At 47.4% G+C, this 25,263-nt stretch carries 22 protein-coding genes; 6 read left to right on the top strand and 16 right to left on the bottom strand.

Features of this window, described 5'->3' with window-relative positions:
* Position 1: 1 nt before the first annotated feature.
* The 3 genes from clpX to GPL15_RS07685 form a co-directional block, all read right to left on the bottom strand.
* Positions 2–1,402, bottom strand: a complete 1,401-nt coding sequence (clpX, locus tag GPL15_RS07695) for an ATP-dependent Clp protease ATP-binding subunit ClpX (protein WP_215697655.1) — start codon at positions 1,400–1,402, stop codon at positions 2–4.
* Between the two features lie 222 nt (positions 1,403–1,624).
* A complete protein-coding gene (locus GPL15_RS27935) occupies positions 1,625–3,535 on the bottom strand; it encodes a trypsin-like peptidase domain-containing protein (protein ID WP_215697653.1) in 1,911 nt (636 codons plus the stop codon).
* A gap of 134 nt (positions 3,536–3,669) precedes the next feature.
* A complete protein-coding gene (locus GPL15_RS07685; protein ID WP_215697652.1) occupies positions 3,670–3,903 on the bottom strand; it encodes a helix-turn-helix transcriptional regulator in 234 nt (77 codons plus the stop codon).
* Between the two features lie 220 nt (positions 3,904–4,123).
* Here GPL15_RS07685 and GPL15_RS07680 point away from each other — a divergent pair, with 220 nt between their 5' ends.
* The gene (locus GPL15_RS07680; RefSeq protein ID WP_215697650.1) at positions 4,124–4,483 is read left to right on the top strand and encodes a helix-turn-helix transcriptional regulator; all 360 of its coding nucleotides are present in this window, start codon (positions 4,124–4,126) and stop codon (positions 4,481–4,483) included.
* 48 nt (positions 4,484–4,531) lie between these two features.
* Here GPL15_RS07680 and GPL15_RS07675 read toward each other — a convergent pair whose 3' ends face one another.
* The 6 genes from GPL15_RS07675 to GPL15_RS07650 form a co-directional block, all read right to left on the bottom strand.
* Positions 4,532–5,464, bottom strand: a complete 933-nt coding sequence (locus tag GPL15_RS07675) for a glycosyltransferase family 2 protein (RefSeq protein ID WP_215697648.1) — start codon at positions 5,462–5,464, stop codon at positions 4,532–4,534.
* Positions 5,457–6,308, bottom strand: coding sequence for a LicD family protein (locus GPL15_RS07670; RefSeq protein WP_215697645.1), 852 nt, complete (start codon positions 6,306–6,308; stop codon positions 5,457–5,459). The genes GPL15_RS07675 and GPL15_RS07670 overlap by 8 nt, the downstream gene beginning before the upstream one ends.
* A gap of 29 nt (positions 6,309–6,337) precedes the next feature.
* Entirely contained in the window at positions 6,338–7,675 is a 1,338-nt protein-coding gene (gene rfbH, locus GPL15_RS07665; protein ID WP_215697643.1) for a lipopolysaccharide biosynthesis protein RfbH, read from the bottom strand.
* A gap of 143 nt (positions 7,676–7,818) precedes the next feature.
* Complete coding sequence (gene rfbG / locus GPL15_RS07660) at positions 7,819–8,871, bottom strand: CDP-glucose 4,6-dehydratase (RefSeq protein ID WP_215697641.1); 1,053 nt, start codon at positions 8,869–8,871, stop codon at positions 7,819–7,821.
* Positions 8,872–9,648 (bottom strand): glucose-1-phosphate cytidylyltransferase, encoded by a 777-nt coding sequence (gene rfbF, locus GPL15_RS07655; protein WP_215697639.1) that lies wholly within the window; start codon positions 9,646–9,648, stop codon positions 8,872–8,874.
* A gap of 38 nt (positions 9,649–9,686) precedes the next feature.
* Positions 9,687–11,096: a hypothetical protein gene (locus GPL15_RS07650; protein ID WP_215697637.1), complete on the bottom strand. Its 1,410-nt coding sequence runs from the start codon at positions 11,094–11,096 to the stop codon at positions 9,687–9,689.
* Positions 11,097–11,337: 241 nt separating this feature from the next.
* On the opposite strand from GPL15_RS07650, the gene GPL15_RS07645 reads away from it, so the two are divergent.
* From GPL15_RS07645 to GPL15_RS07630, 4 genes are all read left to right on the top strand, one after another.
* On the top strand, positions 11,338–11,544 hold the full coding sequence (locus GPL15_RS07645) for a DUF6199 family natural product biosynthesis protein (RefSeq protein ID WP_215697635.1): 207 nt from the start codon (positions 11,338–11,340) through the stop codon (positions 11,542–11,544).
* Between the two features lie 185 nt (positions 11,545–11,729).
* Positions 11,730–12,260 (top strand): GNAT family N-acetyltransferase, encoded by a 531-nt coding sequence (locus tag GPL15_RS07640; protein WP_215697633.1) that lies wholly within the window; start codon positions 11,730–11,732, stop codon positions 12,258–12,260.
* Positions 12,261–12,325: 65 nt separating this feature from the next.
* Positions 12,326–12,961: a CatA-like O-acetyltransferase gene (locus tag GPL15_RS07635; RefSeq protein WP_215697631.1), complete on the top strand. Its 636-nt coding sequence runs from the start codon at positions 12,326–12,328 to the stop codon at positions 12,959–12,961.
* A gap of 53 nt (positions 12,962–13,014) precedes the next feature.
* Positions 13,015–13,737, top strand: a complete 723-nt coding sequence (locus GPL15_RS07630; RefSeq protein WP_215697629.1) for a DUF5131 family protein — start codon at positions 13,015–13,017, stop codon at positions 13,735–13,737.
* 146 nt (positions 13,738–13,883) lie between these two features.
* Here GPL15_RS07630 and GPL15_RS07625 read toward each other — a convergent pair whose 3' ends face one another.
* The 7 genes from GPL15_RS07625 to GPL15_RS07595 form a co-directional block, all read right to left on the bottom strand.
* Complete coding sequence (locus tag GPL15_RS07625; protein WP_215697627.1) at positions 13,884–14,747, bottom strand: 3-isopropylmalate dehydrogenase; 864 nt, start codon at positions 14,745–14,747, stop codon at positions 13,884–13,886.
* A gap of 673 nt (positions 14,748–15,420) precedes the next feature.
* Positions 15,421–16,791 carry an FAD-dependent oxidoreductase gene (locus GPL15_RS07620; protein ID WP_215697625.1) on the bottom strand — a complete coding sequence of 457 codons (1,371 nt, stop codon included), beginning with the start codon at positions 16,789–16,791 and terminating at the stop codon, positions 15,421–15,423.
* A gap of 165 nt (positions 16,792–16,956) precedes the next feature.
* Positions 16,957–17,511 (bottom strand): hypothetical protein, encoded by a 555-nt coding sequence (locus tag GPL15_RS07615; protein ID WP_215697623.1) that lies wholly within the window; start codon positions 17,509–17,511, stop codon positions 16,957–16,959.
* 108 nt (positions 17,512–17,619) lie between these two features.
* Positions 17,620–19,767: a hydantoinase/oxoprolinase family protein gene (locus tag GPL15_RS07610; protein ID WP_215697621.1), complete on the bottom strand. Its 2,148-nt coding sequence runs from the start codon at positions 19,765–19,767 to the stop codon at positions 17,620–17,622.
* 149 nt (positions 19,768–19,916) lie between these two features.
* Complete coding sequence (locus tag GPL15_RS07605) at positions 19,917–21,224, bottom strand: C4-dicarboxylate ABC transporter (protein WP_215697620.1); 1,308 nt, start codon at positions 21,222–21,224, stop codon at positions 19,917–19,919.
* A gap of 96 nt (positions 21,225–21,320) precedes the next feature.
* Positions 21,321–22,373: a winged helix-turn-helix domain-containing protein gene (locus GPL15_RS07600; protein WP_215697619.1), complete on the bottom strand. Its 1,053-nt coding sequence runs from the start codon at positions 22,371–22,373 to the stop codon at positions 21,321–21,323.
* A gap of 370 nt (positions 22,374–22,743) precedes the next feature.
* The gene (locus GPL15_RS07595; protein WP_215697618.1) at positions 22,744–23,769 is read right to left on the bottom strand and encodes a zinc-dependent alcohol dehydrogenase family protein; all 1,026 of its coding nucleotides are present in this window, start codon (positions 23,767–23,769) and stop codon (positions 22,744–22,746) included.
* 232 nt (positions 23,770–24,001) lie between these two features.
* Between GPL15_RS07595 and GPL15_RS07590 the strand changes: the two genes are divergently transcribed.
* Positions 24,002–25,132 carry an ROK family transcriptional regulator gene (locus tag GPL15_RS07590; protein ID WP_215697617.1) on the top strand — a complete coding sequence of 377 codons (1,131 nt, stop codon included), beginning with the start codon at positions 24,002–24,004 and terminating at the stop codon, positions 25,130–25,132.
* Positions 25,133–25,263 lie beyond the last annotated feature (131 nt).

Below are 25,263 nucleotides of genomic sequence, written 5' to 3'. Positions count from 1 at the left end.
CTCAGCCTCTCATTTCGATCATAGGGCCGCCGCTTTTCTCAAGGTAGGATCTGGTGATTACCACAGATCCTATATTGGGATCCTTGGGGATCTCATACATGATATCCAGCATAAACTCTTCAATGATGGCGCGGAGGGCTCTGGCACCCGTCTCCCGTTTAATCGCTTCCTGGGCAATCCATTCCAGTGCGTCATCTTCAAAAATGAGCTTCACCTCATCGAGGGACAGCAGCTTTATGTACTGCTTTAAGATGGCATTTTTAGGCTTGCGCAGAATCTCCATCATCATGGGCACGGTCAGCCCTTTCAGGGTCACGGTGATCGGCAGACGGCCGAGAAATTCCGGAATCATTCCAAATGCCCTCAAATCCGCATTGGTCACCTGGCCCAGCAGATCCGGATCATTGTCAAACCGGTCTTTTAAGTCCGCCTCAAAACCGATGGATGATTTTTTTGTCAGACGCTCTTTTATGATATCTTCCAAATCCGGGAATGCCCCTCCGCATATGAATAAAATGTGATCCGTGTTCACAGTGGTCATAGGAGTCAGGGCATTCTTCTGATTGGAACCTACCGGCACTTCTACCTTGCTTCCTTCCAGAAGTTTTAAGAGTTCCTGCTGCACTGATTCCCCGCTCACATCACGGGTATTGGTATTCTTCTTTTTGGCGATTTTATCGATTTCATCAATGAAAATGATTCCGTGTTCCGCCCGTTCCACGTCGTTATCAGCGGCGGCCAGAAGTTTTGAGACCACGCTTTCGATGTCATCACCGATATAACCCGCCTCAGTCAATGAAGTGGCGTCCGCTATGGCTAACGGCACGTCCAGCAGACGGGCAAGGGTTTTTACCAGATAAGTTTTTCCGCTCCCTGTGGGCCCGATCATGAGGATATTGGATTTTTCAATGGCAACGTCCTCATCATTTCCCTGGTCCGACGGGCGTTCCAGCATTACACGCTTATAATGGTTATAAACAGCCACGGATACCACTTTTTTTGCCTTTTCCTGGCCAATCACATACTCGTCCAGACGCCTTTTGATCACGTGGGGGGCAGGAATATCCTTGATGGTCAGTTTAGGCGCTTCTTTAACCGCTTTTTTCTTGATCTTCTGCTTATTGGGAATGGCCATCTCAGGGACATTGGTAAAATCGTTCAGATTCATGTTCATGTACGGCATGTTCTGAATCTGCGAAAAGTCGAAATTCCCCTTAGTAACCGAATCAAATGCCTTCTGCATGCAGTCATTGCACAGGCACATGCCTCCCGGCATGGTGATCATCTTTCCGGCCTTGCTCTCCGGGCGGCGGCATACATAACATATATTTTCATAATCGTTATTATCGTCTTCGTCTGCTGTAGTTTTATTCTCTTCTAAATCTTTGTCCTTATTTTCCAAACTTTTTTCTCCTTTTCCTGAAGTAAATTAAGTAACAATTCAGACGGCTCATTTTCCCGGTCCAAAAACAGTCAGGAACTATCGGATGTCCATCCGCTGTGAAAATGGTTTCCCGCCATCTTTGCTTCACACTCTGGGCATGAAAGAAAGAACCCACGGCTAAAAAGCCATGGGTTCATTATAATACATTTTTCTCTCCGGTACAAGAAGTCCGGCTTCTCATTATTTGGAAGTTCCAACCTGGGGACGGAAACCAAGGGTCACGTCCACGCTGCGTTCCGCATACTGCCCGTCAGCCAGGGACTGAACGGTCAATGTTACGGTTTCTCCGCCTTCGTAATAAGTCAGAAGATCCTGGAGATCCGTCATGGAGCGGATGCTCTGGCCGTCAAATTTGGTGATGATATCTTTTTCACGGAGGGTGGACTGGGCCGCGGCTCCGTCGTCTAAAATCTTATATACATAAACGCCTCTCGGCATTCCGAATTCTCTGGCAGCCGTTTCGTCTATATTCTTCCCCTGAATGCCCAGATATCCCTGTTTGCTCTCTTCTACCGCATTCCTGGTTTTCCTGTTCATCAGTTCATTGATGATATCCGTGGCCTGGGAAATGGGAATGGCATATCCCATGCCTTCCACCTCTGTTGAGGAATATTTGGCTGCGTTGATGCCGATCAGTTCACCCTGCATGTTGAGGAGCGCGCCGCCGCTGTTGCCCGGATTGATGGCCGCATCCGTCTGAAGAAGAGTTCTTGTGGAAGATTCTTCCGTCTTGACTTCCCGGTTCAATGCGCTGACATATCCCACGGTTACCGACTGTCCGTATCCGAGGGCATTACCGATAGCGATTACGCCCTGGCCCACTTTCAGGCTGTCGGAATCGCCGATCTTAGCCACTGAAATCTGGGATAATGTTTCCGCAGAAATGGAGGATAACGGAACTGCCACCACAGCCAAATCGGAATCCGCATCAGTGCCTTTAATGGTTGCTTCAACACTCTGGTCATCGATAAGCACCACGCTCAGATTGTTGGAATCCGCCACCACATGGTTATTGGTTACAATTAAAAGTTCTTCATCGTTCTGGCCTACAATGATGCCGGAACCGCTGCTGGGAACTTCGTAAGTCTGAGTAGGACCGAACCAGGTATTGGCCTGGTAGAGCATGGTATTGTTGATTGCCACAACAGAAGGCATGGCCCGTTCAACGATAGCAGATACGTCAGTGACAATGGCCTGGGATGCCTGGGCAATGGTTTCTTTCTTGGGCTCTTCCGCTTCTGTTTCCGCCCTTCCTATTGTAACCGGCTCTGTCTCCGCCGGAACGGATTCCTGGAAAAACCGGTCTGAAACCACATTGATTCCAACCATCGCAGCGCCTGATACCGTGCCAAATAGCAGAGCTGCCGCAGTAATTCCTGCAATCCTGCCTGCCATCGAATGTTTTTTCTTAGTTTTTTTAGGCTGCGGCGGAACCTGGCTGTATACCGGGCCGGATGCATATGGATTCTGGTAATATCCATTGGGGTTCTGCTGGGACTGGCGGTAATAATCCGCCTGCTGATCCGGACGGCGTCCTGCGCTATACTGGCCGCTCTGGCCTGTCTGCGTACTTTGGTTATACTGGCCGGCCTGGCCTGACTGCGTGCTTTGGCTATACTGACTGCTCTGGCCTGACTGCGTGCTTTGGCTAAACTGACCGCTCTGGCCTGGCTGCGTGCTTTGGCTATACTGACTGCTCTGGCCTGGCTGCGTGCTTTGGCTATACTGACTGCTCTGGCCTGGCTGAAAACTTTGGTCTGTCCGGCTGCTCTGGCCTGCCCCCATATTCTGGCCAAACTGCTGCCCTCCCGCCGGCTGTACCTCTTCCTGATGATATTCTGTCCGCTGAACTCCGGCCTGCGGGTCCTCATACCGCGCTGCCGGTTCACTCTTCTTTTCCAGATTTACCGTTTCCGCTCCATCCGGTTCCTGAAGTACAAAATTGACCGTCTCCGGCTCTTCTTTTTTGTTTTCCCGCTGCACATCCTGATATGCTGCCTGCCCGTCAAAGATTCCTTCCCTCTCCGGGACTTCTTTATGTTCATCAGGATTCATATGATTGAATTCATTCTTATTATTCTCATCGTACATAATATGATCCCCCTTCATCTTGATAACTGAATTGTTTTACTCTTTTTATGTTTATATCCTACCAGTTATTTGTGATGAAATTGTGATAAAACTATAATGAAATTGTGAAATGAATCCCCCTTTGGCTGTCAATTCTATGTTTCCAGATTATCAAATAAATCTGAATCATAAAATTCCCGGATGCTGATGCCGAATCCCTCCGCAATCTTCTTAATATTCGTAATCCCCGGATTTTTGCTTTTCCCATTCATAATACTTTTTACGGTCGAAGGCGGCATCCCGGCCCTGTATATCAGCCTATATTCTGACATACGATTCTGTCTGCACAATTCTTTGATCCGTAGTTTTGTCGCTTCGTATACCTGCATTTTACTCTCTCCTTTTTTTCGTATAGTTTATTCGAATACGGAATCTTTTTCGGGCGATATGGCATCCCGCATCTTTTTAATACATTGTTTTTGGGTTTTACGTCTTTTTACGTACAATATTTAAGTGTATTTCGTTATTTTTCTCCATATAATACTTGTATATTTTTCGCTGATTATAATTCTATGGTAAATTATTTATACGAAATGAAAGGTGATGCTTATGAAGAACAGCACTGATATTATACGTGAATTGAGAGAAGAGCGCGAACTGAAACAAAAGCAGGTTGCACATATACTGGGAATTACACAGCAGTCATATTCCAATTATGAAACCGGCTCCCACGAATTTCCTTCACGCCATCTGGTAAGGCTTGCTGAGTATTACGGAGTGACAACGGATTATCTGCTGGGTAAGACTGAATACCGGCAGTACATCCCTGATTTAAATAAGCCATTTGTAAATCATACGACGATTGGAGATTTCCTATCCCTGTCGTTGTCTCTTAACAAAGAAAACCGTAAACATTTGATCTCATACGCCAACTATCTGTATTCAATCAATAAAAAAGAAGATAATTAAAAGGCAAGATGAACCACAATCATAAATGATTTGTTCATCCTGCCTTTTCTATTCCATATTTTTAGTTTCTTCCACAATGTAGATCGGCCTGTCCTTCAATTCTGAAAATAAAATGGATATATATTCCCCTATGATTCCCACTATAATAAATAATATGGCAAACATAAAGCAGATCAGCACGATCATGGTGGCATATCCCGGCGGTGTGCCCACTGACGCCCAGGAATAAACCGTATAAACCAGCACAGCCAGACCTAAAACCGCGGCGAACACTCCGGCATAGATGCCCAGTTTCAGCGGCAGATTGGAAAAACACATGATGGTATTAACGGAAAAACGCATTAATTTGCGGATGCTGTACTTGCTCTCTCCCGCCACCCTCACCCGTGCCTCATACTCCAGCGTGGTCTTCTTAAACCCCAGGTTCTGTACATATCCCCGCAGGAAACGAACCTTTTCCCGGTAATTCTTTTTCAGGACATCTGCCACATTTCTGCTGACGGCAAAGAAGTCAGATGCATTTTTTTCGAATTTCACATCCGAAACCATGTTGATCAGATCATAGAACGCGCCTGACGCCAGGTTCTTGAACCATCCGGCGGACTGGTTTTTCGTCCTCACCATGTTGATCACCTGGTATCCCTGGTCCATCTTTTCAATGATCCGGGGAATGCATTCCGGCGGGTGCTGAAGATCCGCGTCCATACAGACAATCCCATCCCCGGTGCTGTAATCGATCCCCGCGATCATGGCCGCTTCATGGCCGAAATTCCTGGAGAAATCCACGGTCTTCACCTTATGGTTTCTCCCGGCCAGTCCGCACATGATCCGGTAACTGTCATCCTGGCTTCCGTCATTGACAAAGATCAGTTCATAATCCCAGGTGAGGCGTTCTAAAATTTTTACAGTCTCTTCATAAAACTGATTTAAAGCCAGTTCTTCATTATATACCGATACTACTACTGATATTTTCTTATCCATAGATTTCAATCTCCATGCTGGAATGGGACGGAACCCGCTGATCCACCGGCGGCAGTTTCGTATAGTCGCCGTATATCCAGGTCAGGACCTGGTGCCATTCTTTCGGCGCCATCAGTTTGGTATCTTCAAATTCCAGATCCACGGTTTCCTCACACCATTCTTTCTGCAGGGTCACATACAGGTAGTCGGGCTGGTAATTGCTGTAATACCGCAGCCTGCTTTTTCCCTTTTTATCCTTCACCGCCAGCATGTGCTGAAGTTTAAAAATGAACTTCATGGGAATCAGTTTCCCCACTGCGGCCAGTCCTCCCACAAACACTTTATACATCGGGCCGTATTTGCAAAAGTCCAGCTTATAGCGGTGTCCCATGGCCAGCCCGTATACCGCTTTATGAAGGAACAGGGTCAGGGCCGATGAAATCTTATTTTCCGGCAGCTCATCGATGATGAAAAGATCCACCCACAGATGGTTCAGTGTGCCTTCGTAATACTGCATTTCCGGGGTGTCCTCGTGGGTTCTGCTCTTGTCATACATGATTCTGGATGTAAAATCATAAAAAGCTTTCCCGCCTTTCAGTGTGGTGCAGTCAAAAAACGTCATGCCTTCCGGCAGTTCCCGTTTCACCACCTTACAGAACGCGTCATAATTATTCCTGGTAAATGCCACATCCGCATCGTCGTCCCAGGGAATAAACCCCTGATGGCGCACCGCCCCCAGCAGGGTTCCGGCGTCCATCAGATATTTGATTTTATATTTCCGGCAGATTCTGTCGATTTCTTTTAATATTTTTAAATTTGCCTCATGAACCTGGGTGAGGTTACAGGCATTTTTTTTATCGCTCATGTGTTCAGGCTCCTTGATGTCCTCCGTTTTTAACGGATTGCTTCCCTGATGGTCTTTGCCATATAATCGATCATCTCATCGCTCATTCCCGGATAAACTCCTACCCAGAAGGTATCTTCCATAATGCGGTCCGTATTTTCCAGGCTTCCGGCTATTCTGTATCCGCTTCCGGTCTCTCTCATCTGGTCAAAACAAGGATGTTTGGTCAGGTTTCCGGCAAACAGCATTCTGGTCTGTATTCCATGGCCTTCCACATAACTCACCACTTTCGCCCGATCAACACCTTCCCGGCAGGTGATTAAGAAACCGAACCAGCTTGGATCTGAGTTCTTACAAGCTTCCGGCAGAACCAGCTTATCTTCCGTACCTTTTAAGCCCTCTTTCAGCCTTGCAAAATTGGCTTTTCTCCGCTCCACAAAGGATGGGAATTTCTTAATCTGCGCACAGCCGATGGCCGCCTGAAGGTCTGTGGCCTTTAAATTATATCCAAAATGGGAATATACGTACTTGTGGTCATATCCCAGCGGCAATTGGCCGTACTGGCGGTCAAACCGGTGGCCGCACATATTATCGCGGCCTGACGGGCAGACACAGTCGCGTCCCCAGTCACGGAAAGAGCGGATAATTTTATGGAGCAGGGGATTGTTGGTATACACAGCTCCCCCTTCTCCCATGGTCATATGGTGAGGCGGGTAAAAGCTGGAGGTTCCGATGTCTCCTATGGTGCCTGTAAACTTCATCTCCCCGTCAATCATATAACGGCTGCCCAGGGCATCGCAGTTATCTTCAATGAGCCACAGGTTATGCCTGTCACAGAACGCCTTCACAGCCGAAAGATCAAAGGGGTTGCCCAGGGTATGGGCGATCATCACCGCCTTTGTTTTCTCCGAATACGCGTCTTCCAGCTTTGTTACATCGATATTATATTGAGGGATTGTCACATCCACAAATACCGGAACCGCGCCGTACTGGATGAGCGGGGTCACGGTAGTCGGAAATCCGGCCGCCACGGTGATCACTTCATCCCCCCGTTTTACCTGACGTTCCCCGAGCAGATTGGAAGTCAGGGCCATGAACGCGTTTAAGTTGGCGGACGATCCTGAATTTACCAGGGAACAGAAACGCACTCCCAGGTATTCTGCCAGATCAGCTTCGAACTGATCCGTATATCTGCCTGAAGTCAGCCAGAATTCCAGGGCGCTGTCCACTAAATTGGTCATTTCTTCTTTATCATATACTCTGGACGCATAAGATATGCGGTCGCCCGGCTCAAAGGGTTTCTTCTTATTATGAAATTGTTCGCAGTAGGCCTCAACTAACTCTAAAATCTCTTCTCTGGCCTGCTGTTCTGTTTTGTTTTCAAACATAGATGTCCTCTCAGTCTGCCGCAGAAGCGGCGGTTTATTGCTGATTTCTATTGCTGATTTCTATTGCGGTTTTACTGTTGATTTCGATTATTAATTTCTAATACGAGTTCCGGCGGTTTCAAAAATCACCGTCCTTTATCTCTCTATTCGTCCACATTCCAAAACTCGCTGATCTGCCGGTCCATCACCGCCAGCATGTCCTCTCCGGCCAGATAGGCTTTTGACCATTCCACCGTCTTCCCCACAGCCTCTTCCACATGATAACGGGGATGCCAGCCAAATACGGTTTTAAGTTTCGAGCAGTCCAGTTTCAGAAAATTGGCCTCATGAGGGCCGCCGTCAAAACGGTCTGTCCAGCCGGTTCCTTCTCCCCAGGCCCCGCAGAACATGTCCACCAAACGTCCTGTGTTCACACAGTCGCAGTCATCCGGCCCTACATTATAGTATCCCTGATATTTTCCATCCTCATACTGGGACTTCGCGATCATCATATATACATACAGCGGTTCCAGCACCAGTTGGTACGGCCTTGTGGAATGGGGATTCCTGACTTCGATCTGCCGCCCTGCCGCTGCTGCCCTGATACAGTCCGGGATGATCCTGTCATTGGCAAAATCGCCGCCTCCGATCACATTTCCCGCCCGGGAAGTGGAAATCGCGCATCGGCCGTCCCCGAAAAAGGATTTCTTATAGCTGTGTGTCACCAGTTCGGAACAGGACTTGCTGTTGGAATAAGGGTCATAACCGTCCAATGGGTCGCATTCCCGGTATCCGTATTCCCACTCCTTATTTTCATAAACTTTATCTGTGGTCACATTGAGAAATGAACGGACGCAGGGATTCTGTCTCACACATTCCAGCACATTGACCGTACCCATCACATTGGTTTCATAGGTGTAAACCGGATCTTTGTAAGAATCCCTCACAATGGGCTGGGCAGCCAGGTGAAATACGATTTCAGGCTGAACTTCCTCAAATACCCGTGCTAAATGTTCCCTGTCCCTGATATCTCCGATCACGGAACGGACCGTGTCCTCAAGCCCGGCCGCCGCAAACAGCGATGGGCTGGTGGGCGGCTCAAGCGCGTAACCGGTCACATCCGCTCCGGCCAGCGTCAGCATTCTTATGAGCCAGGAACCTTTAAATCCCGTATGGCCCGTTACCAATACTCTTTTTCCCTGATAAAAATCTTTCATTTAATTCTCCCAAACCTTCCATGGAGCCTCTCCTGTCTGCCACAGGCTCTCTAATTTCATCATTTCTCTCTGGGTGTCCATACACTGCCAGAAGCCTTCGTGGTAGAAGGACATCAACTGGCCTTCCGCCGCCAGACGCTGCATGGGTTCCTGTTCAAATACGGTGGCGTCGTCCTTCAGATAATCGAACACTTCCGGGTTCATCACCATAAATCCGCCGTTGATCAGCGCGCCGTCATTGTCATCCTTTTCGCGGAACGACCGGATCACATTGCCGTCGTCAATGTCCAGCACGCCCTTCATCTGCCCCAGATTTACGGTTGTGATGGTAGCGATCCTGCCATGGCTTCTGTGAAATGCTTCCAGAGCCTTTAAATCAACAGTAGAAACCCCGTCCCCATAGGTGAGCATAAATGGTTCATTTCCAATATATTCTTTAATCCGTTTGATTCTGCCGCCAGTCATGGTATGAAGCCCTGTATCCACCAGCGTCACTTTCCACGGTTCGGAATAGTTATTGTGGACTTCCATCTTATTATTAGCCAGATCAAAGGTCACATCCGAGGTGTGAAGGAAATAATCCGCAAAAAACTCTTTTACCACATATTGTTTATATCCCAGGCAGATCACAAATTCATGAAAACCAAACTGGGAATAATATTTCATAATATGCCAGAGAATGGGCTTACCGCCGATTTCAATCATAGGTTTGGGCTTTAAATGGCTCTCTTCACTGATTCTGGTACCAAGGCCACCGGCTAAAATAACAACTTTCATATGTTTTTCTCCTTCCGTCAGAACGGCTTTTCCTTCATCTATTGTTCCCTGAATACATTCCATTTCTGTTCTTTTAAAATCTCCAAAGCGCTTCTCACCTTCTGCCCGCTGTCTTCCCGGCTTTTTCTGTAATCAAAAGCATTCTTCAGTTCATCATCACTGAGGGTTTCAAACTGCAAAGCCGCCGCTGCGATCCTCTCACCGTATTCTTCCCGGTATGGCGCTTTTTTCATCTCTTTATATGTGGTACATATATTTCCCGCCAAAAATATGAAACAGCAAAGGGCTGCTGCCGCCTTCACTGCGCTGCCGTTTATCTTCTTCCATAATAGGGCTATGGTCAGTATAATGCCCAAAATCCCCACCTGATATTGAAGGGCATAGCGGGAACTCATGCCGTACTCATCCTTTAAAAAGATCCATCTGGAAACCATGATCAGCAGATGGTTCATGCCGCCCGCAGCTATAAGCATACAGGGCAGAACCGTCTTCTCATACATACGGTAACGGAAATTCAGCCAAAGGGCAAATAAATAACAGACAATCACTGCAATCCCCAGGGCATAAACCGTCCACTCCGGCAGCACAGGCGCCTTGGGCGGCTCCGGTCTGATCCAGCTGTTGAGAACTTCCTCTCCGAAAACCATGGAGGAACAGGATTTAATCAAAAAACGGACCGGAAACACAGGATCCATACCAAAAGCTTCTCCGATTGATAGGTTAACGGCATCCGCATGATCCTCCACCGCATAGGAATTGCTCCACATATAGAGAAGGAGCGGTATCAGTGCGCTGATGGAATAGAGAATATACCGGTTGTCCTTTTTCTTTCTCCGCCCTTTCCATTCCAGAATATACAGGCATAGATAGGTGAGCAGGAGGGTTACGGAATAAATGGCGCAGTAAGGGCCCGCGGTTCCCAGGGTAATGATCCACGGCAGAATTATGAGCAGCGCCCGGTCGGCCTTCTTTTCTTCCCCGCTCCATACCCGGTCAATGACCATGTAATGGTAATAAAAGCATCCGATTGCCAGAAAATGCGCCCAGCCGGAGCCATTGGTCAGCATCTCCCATTTATTCAGACTGAACATCACCGCCATCATGATCAGAAACCATGGGGCAGATACCGAACGCCGTAAACTGTAGCAGGCAAATACCACGGCTGCCAGCCCCAGCCCCAGGGCCCCAAGCCCCATATCAAAGGTAGTCCGGTAACCAAAAAACGTCACATTGATGATTCTGGCCAGATAGTTGACCGGAATCCGGGTCAGAATATCCGGCACAAAGAACTTGTCCGGGTTCCACACATCCGGCAGATAGCTGTTCACCAAACGGATATAATCTGTGTATACAATGTCAAAGGTGGCTGTCTTTATATACCATAAACAAAAAAGAACACCTAAAACAGGTATGCTGAAATAGAGGGCTTTTCTATAAGTCTGCTTCATTGTTTCCTCACTTTCACGAAATTCTTTTACAGTATACCCTATTATCAGGGATATTTCAATAAGTTACGCCAGGAAGGAGGGGCAGCCGGGTCCGCCTGAGGGGCTGTGACCAGTAACTGAATGCCGCCAGAAAGTAATTTGACAAGTCAGGCCGGATACTTTAGACTGGTACTAAAGCAGAATCTGTCAGTTTTGACAGACAGAGCCTGCTGATCAGACCTGATGGAGGGGAGGAATTTAAATGAAACTGCTGATTGGCGGATTGGTACTTTTGGCCCTTGGAATCCTCATGCTTGCGGCTCCTGATCTCTTTTATCAGATCACGGAAAGCTGGAAAAATGATTCTTCTGCCGAACCTTCCGATTTATATAAGCTGAATCTGCGCATTGGAGGTATTGTATTTTTAATGGTGGGAATCGCAGGTATCATCACTTATTTTGTAATTTAAACGGCGTTTATATGAACCGGGACAATTGAAAGGTGCAGAGGAATCCCAATTGACCACTCTTTCTTAAAGTATAAAAAAGAGCTTACTGAATACGGCTACCAGGTTGGCAAAATTTCCATGAAGGAACGGACAGCCGTATTTAACAAAATGGATTGACAAAAATGCTTCGGCATGGAGGAAAAAATATGCCTACACCTGAATTGGAAACGGAACGTTTAATATTAAGAAATGTTCATGCAGACGATGTGGATGATATCTTCAATTGCTGGATGCAGGATGAAGATGTTTCAAGATACATGTTTTGGAAGGCCAGCGAGGATCTGGAAGATGCAAGAGAATTTGTGGACTTTGAACTGGGCAATATAGAAAACAGCAAGTGGTACAGATGGATCATTCTTTTGAAAAACACATGGGAAGTCATAGGAACTTGTCTGATTTACTTTAATGAAGAAGAGGATAATTGGGATATTTCATACAATCTGGGGAAAAAGTTCTGGGGAAGGGGATATGCCTCAGAAGCGATGGGCCGGGTGATGCAGTATGCCCGGGAAATTTTGAACATCCGGGAGTGCATCGCTGTCCATGCAATAGAAAATCCTGCTTCTGGAAATGTCATTCAAAAACTCGGGTTTTCTTATGAGAAAGATGTCCCTTATGAATGCAATGGCGGGGAAATTGTCACAACGGGGAGATATTACAGATTTACAGTAAAATAAAGACCTGTTTAATGGGACGTCAAAATACAGGAGTCTGAAAAAGTGCTCCGGCATGGAGGTTTATTATGGAAACATATAGGTTTATAGATACAGAAACATTTGACAGGGCCGGCTATTTTCATTATTTTATGAGCAAAGGCACTACAATTGAGTTTACAGCAAAAATTGATGTTACATCTGCGGTTAGAAAATGTAAAGGCGAATCTGTTAATTTTCAATCCTATCTATTGTTTAAACTCTATCAGGTGGTGAATACCATTGAAAATTTCAAATACGATATTGTTGAAGGACGGCTGGCTGCATGGGAAAAAATAGTCCCCACCTTCTCCTCCTTCAGCCAAAAGACAAAATTATTTTTTACACTTTATGCAGATATGAAAGAAAGTTACTCTGAATTTGATAGGGAATATAAAAAAACTGTAGCAAATTATGCAGATTCCAACACAATCGTTCCCCAGGGAGATCTGCCGCCCAACATTTTCAATGTTTCATGTATTCCATGGCTGCATTTTGAACATTTTTCCTCCAATTCTAAATTGGGGGAAACGCAGATTATAAAGATGATTACGCTGGGAAAATATGAGGATATCAACGGAAAATATATGTGCCCTTTTACAGTGCAGGTCTCACATGCGATTGCGGACGGTTATCATGTATCGCTGCTTTTTGAGAAACTGCAGAAAGAACTGAATGTAAACTGAGCCAAATGTTTGATTATCATGATGTAACTGCAGCAGAATACAAGGAGGTTTGTATGAATTGGGAACCATGGACTGGATGTTATAAAATCAGCGAAGGCTGTACAAATTGTTATTTTTACGGGCCTAATGCCAAGCGGTATGGTCAAAACACCATAGTGAAAACAGATAAATTTGATTGGCCTGTCAGGAAAAATTCAAAAGGCGAATACAACATTAAGGGAAACAAAATTCTTGCCACCTGCTTTGCAACCGACTTTTTTCTCCCCGAAGCGGATGAATGGCGAAAGGATGCATGGGCTATGATCCGGGAACGAAAAGACATTGATTTTCTGATCCTGACAAAGCGGATCGACCGTTTTCCCATATCGCTTCCTTCTGACTGGGGTGAAGGGTATGACAATGTAAACCTTGGATGTACGGTTGAAAATCAGAAATCAGCCGACTACAGGCTTCCTCTATTCTTGTCCTATCCGCTCAAACGGCGTTTTATTGGCTGTGCGCCGCTTTTAGAGCCCATCGATTTGACAGCCTATCTCCACGGCGTGGACCATGTTACCGTTGGCGGTGAGACAGGCCGGGACGCCCGGGAATGCGATTATGACTGGGTTCTGGATATCCGGGAACAGTGCATGAAGGCGGATGTGACTTTTTGGTTTAAAAATACGGGCTCCTTCTTCAAACGAAACGGCATTGTGGAAAAAATCAATCCATATAAGCAATCCAGCTTGGCAAAATCCTTAGGAATCGACATTTCCGACGGAAAAAGGCTGTTTTGACAAAGATAAGCGGGCAATATGATTCTGAAAACCCGCTTATTCTTTTTGTAGTATGACAGTAAAAACAAGCGTTTGCGGTGGCGCCAAAAATGCGCTGGTTTCAGAAATCCAATTGCAGATGTAACTAAAGCAGATAAAACGGAACGTCATTTTTCAGTCCCATATTTATCAATATATTCTCTCGCCTTTTCCGGAGTCAGCTCAAATCTTCTTTGAAGTTTTTCACATATCCGCTCTGCCGTCACGCCCTCTTCCATATTGTCTAAAATCATTGCCTGTATCCCTTTTTCCATCCCCAATTCAACGCCATGCCTTACTCCCTGTTCCAGTTCATCTGCAAACAATTCCCTCAATGCTTCACACATTTTCTTTCCCTCCTCATACTGTTTTCGATTGGCCCGGATGATCAAATCCATCACAGCTGCATACAATGGATTTTTTTGTTTTCCTTCATACGCTCTTGCCAATGGCTCAATATCTTTCTTTATCTCTAAATCACATCTCAAACGGCTTAACCAGACATGTTCTTCCTTTGACAGATTCTTCGTAACGAGTATCTGTATGGGAAATAGAAGACCTTCCACATAATAGATGCCCGGATAGGCACTGGTTACCGTGATTCCATACTGCCCGCCCAGATAGCGGATCATTTCTCTGGGATAGTGGCTGCTTATCAGTGTTACAGTTAAATCCTCAGGCCGTATCTCCATTACCTTTTCTGTATCCGACTGATACAGGCAGGCATATCCCATCACTTTATAGAAATCATTAACGCTTAAATAGTCACTGGGACTTTTATACTCCACCACATTATACTGTCTGAATATCCGCCCAAGGCTCTTTTTGACCTTCCTTCCCGGCTCCAGTTTAATGATCAGAGTGTCAATCTGAAGCGGTTTCTCGCTCAGGTTATACTCCTTTAAAAACTGCAAAAACTCCCGGTCTTCCATCAATTCAAACTGCAAAGCCGCCTGAAATGCCGCGTGCCATTGTAATGGTTTTTCTTCCATCTGGTATTCTCCTTTTATTATAATCAAAAACAGAGATGACTTCAATCGTGAAATATCATCCCAAAAACTTACAGATCAAAAAACTGTAACAGTTCTGAACTACTACAAAAACTAATTGTTACTTAACTTGGATAATTGGGCCGAAACGGCCAAATGACTGCGGTTCGCTTCCGCAAATTTAGAATAAAGACAGCTTATTTTTTAGTATATCATCAATACGGGAACTTCTCAACCATTATTTGGATAACTGATTAAGGTCTGTGAACCATTATTTGGATAACTGATTAAGGTCATGTAATGAGACGCTACTGTTTACAGCCCACGCTTGCGGGCCAGGCCTGGCGGCCGTGCCGCTTTGCGGGGCTCCGCCTTCCGCCGTTTGAACGATTTTTGCAGGCCATCCACAACTCTTAGACTGGAAGGGGATAGAAATAAGGGGGAAAATCTGACATTCAAAGTCAGATTTTCAGAGGACCTGAATCGAGAAGGCCTTCAGGACTTCTCGATAAATGTCATCGGTCCCCTTATTTCTATCCCCTTCCGGTCTTAGAGTTGTCCTGGCCGAAACCATGAGTTCAAACGGCGGAAGACGGTGCCCCGCAAAGCGGCACGGCCGCCAGGCCGGGTCCGCCAGCGTGGGCTGTGAACAATAACAATGAGATTTCATAATATCTTAGTCTTTTATCACAGCGCCCTGCTCCACTAAAACCTTCCGCAGTTCTGAGATATCCACATCCCCCGGTAGTTTTCCCGCTTTCAAAGCCAGCGCGGCAGCCGTTCCCGCGGCCTGCCCGGTGGCGATACAGCATGGAATGACCCGGTAACTGGCAGCCGCTTCCGATGTGCCGCTGATACAGCGTCCCGCCACCAGCAGATTGCCCACATTTTCCGGCACCAGACAGCCAAACGGGATCGTATAATATCCGTTTACCTGCTGGAAGGTTGCGCCTCCGCCTTCTGAATTGTGAATGTCAATGGCATAGGCGAACGTGCATATAGCGTCGTCAAAATGCTTTCTTTCCATAATATCCTGAGCCGTCAGTTTATAACGTCCTTTGATATGTCTCGTTTCCCGGACGCCCAACGTGGAAGCCACCTGCAAAAGCTGGATTTCCTCGCAGCCCGGCACGTACTTCTGTAAAAACTTCATCACCTTCTGAACCTGCTTCCGGCCTTCCATCACGGCCGCCGTGATCTGCTCCGTATTGGTGGCGTCGATGTGGGCAATTCTGGTGGTATTGATCTTAAAACGCCCTTTTACCGGCTGTTCATAATTTCCGATTTCATTGCGCTCAATATCCCAGTCCCCATTGGCCCTGGCTTCTTTTATGTACCAGGACCAGCAGTTTTCACCCGGAATACCCAGTTCTCCATTGGCCTTTCTCTCTTCCAACGCCCCTATGAACTTATCCCGGTCGATATTTCCCACCTCGAAAAACAGGGTCACAGGCTGCATCACACCGTCTTTTTCATCTCCGGCCACACACTCGGCGCCGGCATAATATGCCGCGTCAGCATCTCCCGTACAGTCGATATACGTTTTCGCAGTGATCAGGGTCAGGCCCTCTTTCATGGAAACTAAAATGCCGGTTATTGTCCCGTTGTCAGTCAGAACATCGCACATCTGGACATTGTACAGAATCTTCGCTCCCGCCTCTATTACCATCTCTTCCATCACGATTTCCAGGGTTTCCGATAAAAATGGCGTCACATGGCAATGGCTTCTCACATAATAGGAGCTGTAAGGGGTCATTCCCCCTACCTTGGACGGATGGACTGCCCCGCCCCGCTCTTCCGTTCTTACGCACAGTTCATCAAAAATGCCTTTGACAATCTGTTCCGTAGGCCCGTCATCATAACAGGTCATAAACGGCCCTACCAATCCGGCGGTAGCCATACCGCCCATCATCTGCGCCCGTTCAATGAGAAGGGTTTCCGCTCCGTTTCTGGCCGATGCCACAGCCGCTCCGAAACCGGCCGAACCTCCCCCAATTACCAGCACATCTGTTTTAATTTCCCGGTTGATTTGTTTTGTATACTGCATTCTAATTCCTCCTTGCCGGAGCAGTTTATGCGCAAATATTGCTAACGCAAATCTTGCGTTGCGCAGGCGCGCGCTGAAAATTTCAGATTCCCAGCTGCGATTCAAATTTGTGGCTCCGGCACAAATTTGGGTGTGAAAAATAAGCCATCAGGATTATTTTTCACACTAACGCCTTTCCTCTTCCACCAGATATTTGTAACATACTCCCGCAAATGCGTTGGCGCCGATTTCACTCAAGGACGGAACCCCGGTTTTACCAAGCTTTATCGGGCCTATTTTCAGGATCGGCACCTGATATCTGCGGGAAGTCATGCCGATTTTATGACATTCCAGATAATGAAAATACTCATGGCAAAGAATTACATTCAGCCCTTCCTCATACGAAAAGCCATTATTTTCACACCAAAGGGCCACTGACTTCGTATAAATCTTCAAAAGGTCCTTTCCCGACAGATACTCGCAGAAATATCTGCGCTTTCCCAGCACGTAATCCATTTCCTTATAAACCACCTTAACGCCGCTTTTTTGTAAAATGTCCAGCATATCCAGTTTTCCGTCATTATGGTGTGTTTCCAGGAATAATCTGGCCTGCGTTTCCCCCACATTCCAGGCATCCGCAAATATCCCGTCCACCCGTTCTTCCTCTATTTTGGGGAAAACATAGTCCTGCCTGAGATCATTCATGCTGTTTTCTTTATCAGGGAAGGGAAATTCCTTCATCGCCAACTCCTTTTTTGTTTAAACTCAGTCCGTTACGACCGGACAGGCACCTTTCAGGTTAGAAACTCAGTCCATCCCGTCCAAACAGACCCATTTCAGGTTAGAAACTCAGTCCGTTCTGGCCGAACAGAGAATTATCATGTTATCGTCCTCCCGGACAGACGCCAGCTCGATTCCAGCTAAAGATTTTACATGCTCTTCATCCGCCAGCCCCGACAAATCGATAATCCGCTTGCCGAAAATCATGTAGACATTGGGCAGGGTCTTGCCGCCGTCATTGTATTCCGTAAGTTCTTCCATGGATCTCATGAGCACGCTTTCCCAATTGGCCCCGCTGCAGACATGGATTTTGCCGTCCCGTTTCTGCAGGCGGATCACGCCTTCTTCATCCACGATGGATGTGGGTTTTGTCACCTCACGGAACAGTCCGAACAGTTTCTTCTTCTCGATCTTATACTGCATGGCATAGATCATCCCATTGGATGCGGCCGTGAAAATTTGTGTTTCCGGCACATCCATGTTCTCCGCCACCTTTTTACGGATTTCCTCTTCTGAGAGGCGGCGTTTTGTCAAATCTTTCGAACGCATTTCCGTCGTGCCTATGGCAATGGCCCGCACCAGGTTCTGGGTGGTATCCACTTCCACGGACACTTCCACCGTTTCAGGGGAGGCGCCTGATTGGATGGCACGCTCCTCCGCTTCCCGGCGCACTGACAGGATATCCTGTTCCGTAGGGTTGGAAATGGTCCGTTCAACCATGTCCCGGATCATGGCTAAAGCCACTCCGATGGTGGAAATGACAGGCGCGTTTTTGGCATTTTTATGCTTTAAAGACATGGTTTCAGCCAAATGAGGCACAACTGCGGAAGCTCCGCCGCCCCCGCCTACCAGCAAAGTGGTCCTGCGGTCCATATTATAATCGTTCAGAAGGGCTTCCACCACCCGGCTGTTTTTAACGGCCGACAGGCGGAGCGCTTCTTTTGCCGCCTCTTCCACGGTCAGTCCCATATTATCCGCCAAAGGTTTCCATGCCCTTTTAGCTGCTTCCAAATCTCCGAAGGCGTAATCCCCTTCCGCCACATAACCGGCCAGATTTGCCGCTCCTGCCAGGGACAAAGCGTATCTCTTTCCATTTTCACACTGGATACAGGCGTAATCCGGGTCTGATTCTTTTGGTTTAACCGCGCACAGAACGGGATTAATGATTTCATCCCGGTTTGAATACACTTCATAAGCCAGACCGGCGATATGGACGCTTCTTGGGCCCACATCCTTGATTTTCCCATCCTCAATCTGGATCATGCTGCCGCCGCCAATGCCCACGGTCCTCACATCCAGAGAGGTCAGATAGGTCTTATGGCCGCCCACTTCTGCATATTTCACCATTACCTTGCCGTCTTTGACACAGGAAATGTCGGTACTGGTGCCGCCCACTTCCAAAAAGATTCCATTGGTCAGCTTCTCATACATCAGGGCTCCCGCCACACCAGCCGCTGGGCCGGATAAAATGGTGAGAATCGGCCTTTTCCGAACCTCTTCCACCGTCATAACCCCGCCGTCACAGCGCATGACCATGAGAGGCGTTTTGATGCCCGCATTTTTAATGCTGCCCTCCGTCATGTTGGCGGCGTCCAGCATCTTTGGCATGATGCTGGCATTGACCACCGCGGTCCGGGTTCTCACCTTCAAACCGTAAAGTTTTGAGATTTCGTTGGTCGCAGTAGCGGCTATCCGCTCTTTTTCGCAGATCTCCAGCACTTTCCCTTCATTTTCCGGATGGTCCACGCTGAATGCCTCCGACGCTACGATTGCCAGACAGCCCTTTCCCTTTAAATTCACCACTGCCTGGGCAATGTCCTGGACAAAATGACCGGTATCCCCTTCTACGTATTCATTTTCCGTATTCAGGTATTTGGAAGCGGTCAGAGGAATGGCTCCCATGTTCGTATCGCTTTTGGATTTCGCCCCTTCTATCCCTTTTCCTATGGTCACAATGCCTACTTTCACCACATCCCCTTCCAGCAGGGCGTTGGTGGCCTGGGTTGTTCCATGGGATATGAACATGACATCCTCCGGCTTCACCTGATTTTGTTCCATGATCGCCTTCAGCACCTGCACAATGCCTTCCGCCACACCTGCCGGGGCGTTGTGGCTGGTGGGCACTTTGGCCGTACTGATCAGTTCAAAGGTATCGTTATTGATCAGCGCCGCATCCGTGAAAGTCCCTCCTACATCAATACCAATTCTAACTTTCATATCTGATAAATCCTTTCCATAGATAATGTCTGTCCGTCAGGATCCGGCCCATTTTTGCCCATTCCTCCCCGGCATCCTCTGCTGCGGCAGGGCAGCCCCGGCCGCAGCTCTGTTCAATTACTCTCCAGTTTATTCGGATATCGAAAAAACTACATATAAAGGACTACGGTCGCAACTACGCCGATAATTACCACAGGCCATACCCAGGGAAGGAGGCGTTTTGTAACAGAGGTCACTTCTTCACCGGTATAACTTGTCACCCATACATTATGGGTATTCGTCGGGCAGCACAGAAGCTGCATGGTGGAAACCGCGCAGAATCCTCCCATCACCGCATTTAACGGCAGTACATTAAGGCCTACCATGAGAGCAGCGATTCCTGCGCCCAGTCCCCAGAGATTCAGCGGGCCGCGGTAAAGGCAGAGAGGCGCCAGCACGATAAAGAATATCATGAATCCAACAACGCCGCTGGGCGTAACCACCATCATAATCGGTGTCAGAGCTTCTTTTACAGTGGGCTGTCCGATGGCCTGAAGCAGCATACCAATGCCGATCATCAGGGTTGCAGATGGAGCCGCCGCAGAAAAGCCGTCAAACAATGCCTTTGTCAGCATATTCATAGTGCGTTTCCAGCCCGCTTTTACGCTGGTAAACAGACATGCCCACACGATTGAAACTAAAAATGACGCGATTAACGGGAATTTAAAGCCGATAACCAGCACCAGCGGAATGAGAGGTGTCAGCATAGCCAGGCCTCCTGTCACGCCTTTAATCTGGTAAATGCTGTCTTCTTCTCCTACTACAGCCGAAAAGGCGTATTTTCTGCCCATTTTCCGATAACGCCAGCAGAAGAAAATGATACCGGATATAAATGCACAGACCGCGCAAATAAACAGAATCCTGAATACATCGTCAAATTCGGCTCCGATCACTGCCGCGATGGAGTTCACATTGGACAGATTCACGTTATTTCCCACACAATAGGCGAACAGCATAGCCGCAGTGGCTGTAAACTTATCCGCGCCGACGGATACCAGAATCGGCACCACAATCGTACCCACCATGATAACGGTCCCCAGCCCGTTAACAGTTGTGAAAAGCAGGGATGCCACTACAAAGAGAACCAATGTGACAACAAGGGTCTTGTCTCCGCCCAGCTCTGCTCCCTTTTTTATCATCGTCTCGCTGATCCGCGTCTTTTCCATGACCATGCCCAGCCATCCGGCAAAAATCGCCACCATAATGGCGTCGCCCAATTTCACCGCGCCGGCCTGAATCACTACCTGCAAAAATCCTATCGCATTGCCGTCCGCATCCTTGCCTACCGCCGGAACGCCTCCGATCAGGCAGATCCCCACCACCAATACAAATAATGCTAAAACCGTCGGCATCTTGCGTGTTACCATAAGTCCCATAATAATGAGCATAAATAAAAGAATCAGGATACCTTGTACCATAAGCTTTTTCTCCTTTAAAATTTTTTATAAAAATGGCTCATACCTGCGCAGTACTATCAGCCATTTTTTATGATTTTCTATCGGAGAATTCTTCTTTTACCTGTATTCAACAAGCATTCTGTAATTCTCCGCAAGAATCTGCCGGGCGAATACGGAATTTACGGAACCGCCCGGTTCTCCGGCTTTCCTTATAACCGGATGAAATAAAAATTTCTCTGAAACCATTTCAACGATCTGATCCAGCCCCTCTATCTGTCCTCCGATGAACACATCATCGATGGGGAAAAATAAAAGAGCGCTTTTTAAAACCTGGGAAAGCTGGTCTGCCAGCTGTTCCACGGTATATTTCTTTTGTACGGCCTTTTGCGCCAACGCGATTCCCATTCCCGGCTGCTGCCCCCCTCCGGCATAGCTGCCACATAAAACAGCGGAACTGATATCGAAAACGGAATCGCTGGAGCTGTGCACCAGTTTCTTATTCAAAACAAAACTGGCGGTCACCCTCTCACCGATGTTTATGTAAGCGTAATCCGTGCATCTTGCATCCACGGTCTTTAAATAATAATCCAGGCTGTAGCGGTTAATCAGTTCTTTTTTTACCGGAACGCCGCATCTTGTGGCCAGGGCTGTTTCCAGACGGATCACATCGCTGGAAAGGGAAGTTGTAAACTCTGTCATCAGGTCATATTCGGGTATATCATCCTGACAGAGCAGTCCGATCCCAATCACATTGGCCGGAGCTTCTTTTTCTCCCCGCTTCACCTGCTCCACAAATTCCGCTATTGAATCTAAAAGCCCGTTGCCTGACAGTTTCCGCTTGGCCAGTGAATGGGTGCAGAGCAGATTTCCCGCCAGATCAAACATATGGGCTTCCACGCCATTTCTTTTCACTTCCACTGTAATCATGCAGCCGTAGCCCGGCTTAACCCGCAGAAGGATGGGTTTTCTTCCGCCGGTAGATTCACCGGCACAAAGTTCTTCCACAACGCCTTCTTCAACTAAAAGGGATACGGCCTGGCTCACTGTGCTGGGGGAAAGATTGGTCCTTTCCGCAATCTCAATCCTGGATATCTGTTCATTTTTCATGATATATTCCAAAACCTGGGCCGTGTTATTTACTTTTACATCTTTTAAAGATTTTTTTGCCATTTGATCGTCACCTACTATTTTTTTATTTCGAAATAAGTATACGTTTTATTTCCATTATTTTCAAGACGGCAGCTGACTTTCACAAAAAATCTTTTTTATACATCCCCTATTGCTGTACAGCACTTATTTCTAATATCAAATTAAGTTTATAAACGTTCCTGCCGGGTTCAGGAAATATTGGGCAAATGCAGATGCATTTGCCGGCATTCCGCCGTGCGCTTCTGCCGCAGAAGCATTTACAGCTTTTAGCCATGTTTTTCTGCTGCGGAAGCATTTACAGTTCTTAGCCATGTTCTTCTGCTGCAGAAGCCTTCCCAGCCATCAGCCAAGATCTTTATCACAGCGGCATTTCTTACCGTCCTCAATCCCTTTACCGATCCGGTGAAATAATAAATTTACCTCTTGCCCTGACTGCCGGATCACTTAAAATGCCTTCCAGCCCGTCTAATCCGCATACTTCACAGATCATGCTGCTCACATCCAAACGTCCGGAATCAATCAGTTCCAATGCGCGTTTCTGGGTGTATGGGTTGATATAGGAAGCTTTCAGCACAATTTCCTTCTGGAATATCTCAAAAGGCTTTACGGAAATGGTTTCATCCGGTTTGGTGAGGCCGAACATCATTACAACGCCTGTATTTCCAACGATATCGATTGCCTGGCTGATAGTGGCTGGCTTTCCAACGCATTCGATCACCGCATTCACCCAAGTCATACCATTTTCTTTCAGCTTATTTTTTATATCTTCATTAAGAGGATCGATGACCAGATCCGCTCCCAATTTGAGAGCCACCTGACGTTTGCTCTCCACAGGCTCTACCAGAGCGATTCTGGACGCGCCCGCAAGTCTGGCAAGCTGAAGCATCAAAAGGCCGATCATGCCTCCGCCGATCACAACTACGCTGCTGCCCGGGCGGATCTCACACATATCAATCCCATGGAGACAGCAGGCGGCTGGTTCTGCCATGGCCCCCTGTTCAAAACTGGTATTTTCTCCAAGCAGATAAACCTGGCGCTCGTTAACGCTGCAGAACTGGGCAAACCCGCCGTTTACCGTGGTTCCGTAACCAATCATATCCGTACAATAATGTGCCAGCCCATTTCTGCAGAAATCGCAGGAACCACAGTAGCAATTGGGATCAATGCACACCCGGTCCCCGGCTTTAAACTTGGTAACCTGGCTTCCCACCTCTGCGATCACACCGGAAAACTCATGTCCGAGAATCGTAGGGGGCGTCACATCGGCCGCTCCTTTATCGCCTTCATAAATATGTACGTCCGTACCGCAGACACCGCAGGCTTTTACTTCGATCAGCACATCCTTTTCCCCGACTTCAGGCAAGGGGCTCTCTTCAACCCTTAAATCGTGTTTGCCATAAAATACAGCACTTTTCATACAGCACCTCTTTCAGTTAATACTTTTGATTAACTATTACTCATAAGTCTATCATAAAGAATTCTGCCTCAAAATACAATGGACAGAATTACTAAATCTACACCTTTTAATTTGTCAAAACCTCACTAATGCCCGGCCCCTCATGGTTTCCCGTTGCCATTTTATATGTATAATGGTAAACTCTTTAACAATAAGACTTATTCAGTCAATCTGCTTCAAAATGGAGGAAACTATGGCTGCAACCGGCATGACCACCATGGAGGTCAAAAAAATCAACAGGCATAATATATATACTTATATCTATGAACAGAAAACAACGTCCAAACAGAACATCGTGGACGCCCTGCATCTGAGCCTTTCTACTGTCACCCATAACCTGAAACTATTGGAAGAAGAAGGGCTGATATGCAGGGCCGGTTATTATGAATCCACCGGCGGACGCAAGGCCCAGACCATTGAAATTGTCAGACAGGCCCGCATCGCCCTGGGTATGGGCATACTGAAGGATACCGTCCATATGGCCGCCATGGATCTTTATGGAAACGTCATTTCCAAAACCCGCCGTGAACTGCCATTTTCGGCTGATGACGACTATTACCAAAACCTGGGACGGCTGGCCGCTGATTTTATCCGGCAGGGAAACTTTAATAAAAACCAGCTTCTCGGAACCGGCATCGCGATCCAGGGTATTATCACTTCAGACGGCGGCGCCGTCAGCTATGGAAAGATTCTAAACCACACAGGCCTGAAGCTTTCGGATCTGGCCAGGTATATCCCCTGTAAAACCCGCCTTTTCCACGATTCTAAAGCCGCAGCCCAGGCAGAATTATGGGGACGGAAATCGTTAAAAAATGCTCTCGTCCTTTTGCTTAACCAAAACATGGGCGGAGCTTTAATTCTGGACAGGCAGATTTATGATGGCCTGGACATGCATGGCGGACTGATCGAACATATATGCATTGATCCCAACGGCCCGGAATGTTACTGCGGCCAAAAAGGCTGCCTGGAAACCTTTTGCAGCGCCGACAGCCTGAAAAAAGCGGCCGGCGTTTCCCTGGATATCTTTTTCGAACATCTGCGCCAAGGAGACGATACCTGTAAAGCCTTCTGGTCCCGCTACCTGGATACTCTGGCTTTTGCCATCCGCAACCAAATGGTGGTACTGGATTCCCAGGTCATTGTCAGCGGCCTTCTGGCCGGCTATATGAATCAGGAAGATTTTGACCGGCTGGAGGATATGATAATAAAGCGTTCCCCATTTCCCGCACCTGAGAATTTTCTGCTGCCCGGGCAGCATGGGGCGCTGGCTCCGGCAATTGGGAGCGGGCTGTTCTTTGTAGAGGAGTGGCTGAAGTTGGTTTAAATTGGGATTTAAGTGAGAAAGATACGCAGGAAAGCGGGGAGGGCGGAGGGCGGGACGGAAGACCGGGGAGCGGTACCGGGGAAACCAACGATACAGGGGTCTGATTCCAACCGTTAAGTGGAACTAAGGCT

The sequence above is a fragment of the Clostridium sp. MCC353 genome (assembly GCF_018785315.1).
Classification (GTDB): Bacteria; Bacillota; Clostridia; order Lachnospirales; family Lachnospiraceae; genus CHH4-2.
This window is presented reverse-complemented; position numbering and strand designations above follow the sequence as displayed.

Coding starts and splice junctions, on each gene's coding strand:
- GPL15_RS07595 (WP_215697618.1), bottom strand. CDS start 23,769: ATGAAAAGTGCTGTATTTTATGGCAAACACGATTTAAGGGTTGAAGAG.
- GPL15_RS07640 (WP_215697633.1), top strand. CDS start 11,730: ATGCCTACACCTGAATTGGAAACGGAACGTTTAATATTAAGAAATGTT.
- GPL15_RS07685 (WP_215697652.1), bottom strand. CDS start 3,903: ATGCAGGTATACGAAGCGACAAAACTACGGATCAAAGAATTGTGCAGA.
- GPL15_RS07670 (WP_215697645.1), bottom strand. CDS start 6,308: ATGAGCGATAAAAAAAATGCCTGTAACCTCACCCAGGTTCATGAGGCA.
- GPL15_RS07680 (WP_215697650.1), top strand. CDS start 4,124: ATGAAGAACAGCACTGATATTATACGTGAATTGAGAGAAGAGCGCGAA.
- GPL15_RS07645 (WP_215697635.1), top strand. CDS start 11,338: ATGAAACTGCTGATTGGCGGATTGGTACTTTTGGCCCTTGGAATCCTC.
- GPL15_RS07630 (WP_215697629.1), top strand. CDS start 13,015: ATGAATTGGGAACCATGGACTGGATGTTATAAAATCAGCGAAGGCTGT.
- GPL15_RS07615 (WP_215697623.1), bottom strand. CDS start 17,511: ATGAAGGAATTTCCCTTCCCTGATAAAGAAAACAGCATGAATGATCTC.
- GPL15_RS07610 (WP_215697621.1), bottom strand. CDS start 19,767: ATGAAAGTTAGAATTGGTATTGATGTAGGAGGGACTTTCACGGATGCG.
- GPL15_RS07675 (WP_215697648.1), bottom strand. CDS start 5,464: ATGGATAAGAAAATATCAGTAGTAGTATCGGTATATAATGAAGAACTG.
- GPL15_RS07625 (WP_215697627.1), bottom strand. CDS start 14,747: ATGGAAGAAAAACCATTACAATGGCACGCGGCATTTCAGGCGGCTTTG.
- rfbG (WP_215697641.1), bottom strand. CDS start 8,871: ATGAAAGATTTTTATCAGGGAAAAAGAGTATTGGTAACGGGCCATACG.
- GPL15_RS07635 (WP_215697631.1), top strand. CDS start 12,326: ATGGAAACATATAGGTTTATAGATACAGAAACATTTGACAGGGCCGGC.
- GPL15_RS27935 (WP_215697653.1), bottom strand. CDS start 3,535: ATGTACGATGAGAATAATAAGAATGAATTCAATCATATGAATCCTGAT.
- GPL15_RS07605 (WP_215697620.1), bottom strand. CDS start 21,224: ATGGTACAAGGTATCCTGATTCTTTTATTTATGCTCATTATTATGGGA.
- GPL15_RS07590 (WP_215697617.1), top strand. CDS start 24,002: ATGGCTGCAACCGGCATGACCACCATGGAGGTCAAAAAAATCAACAGG.
- GPL15_RS07600 (WP_215697619.1), bottom strand. CDS start 22,373: ATGGCAAAAAAATCTTTAAAAGATGTAAAAGTAAATAACACGGCCCAG.
- rfbH (WP_215697643.1), bottom strand. CDS start 7,675: ATGTTTGAAAACAAAACAGAACAGCAGGCCAGAGAAGAGATTTTAGAG.
- GPL15_RS07650 (WP_215697637.1), bottom strand. CDS start 11,096: ATGAAGCAGACTTATAGAAAAGCCCTCTATTTCAGCATACCTGTTTTA.
- rfbF (WP_215697639.1), bottom strand. CDS start 9,648: ATGAAAGTTGTTATTTTAGCCGGTGGCCTTGGTACCAGAATCAGTGAA.
- GPL15_RS07620 (WP_215697625.1), bottom strand. CDS start 16,791: ATGCAGTATACAAAACAAATCAACCGGGAAATTAAAACAGATGTGCTG.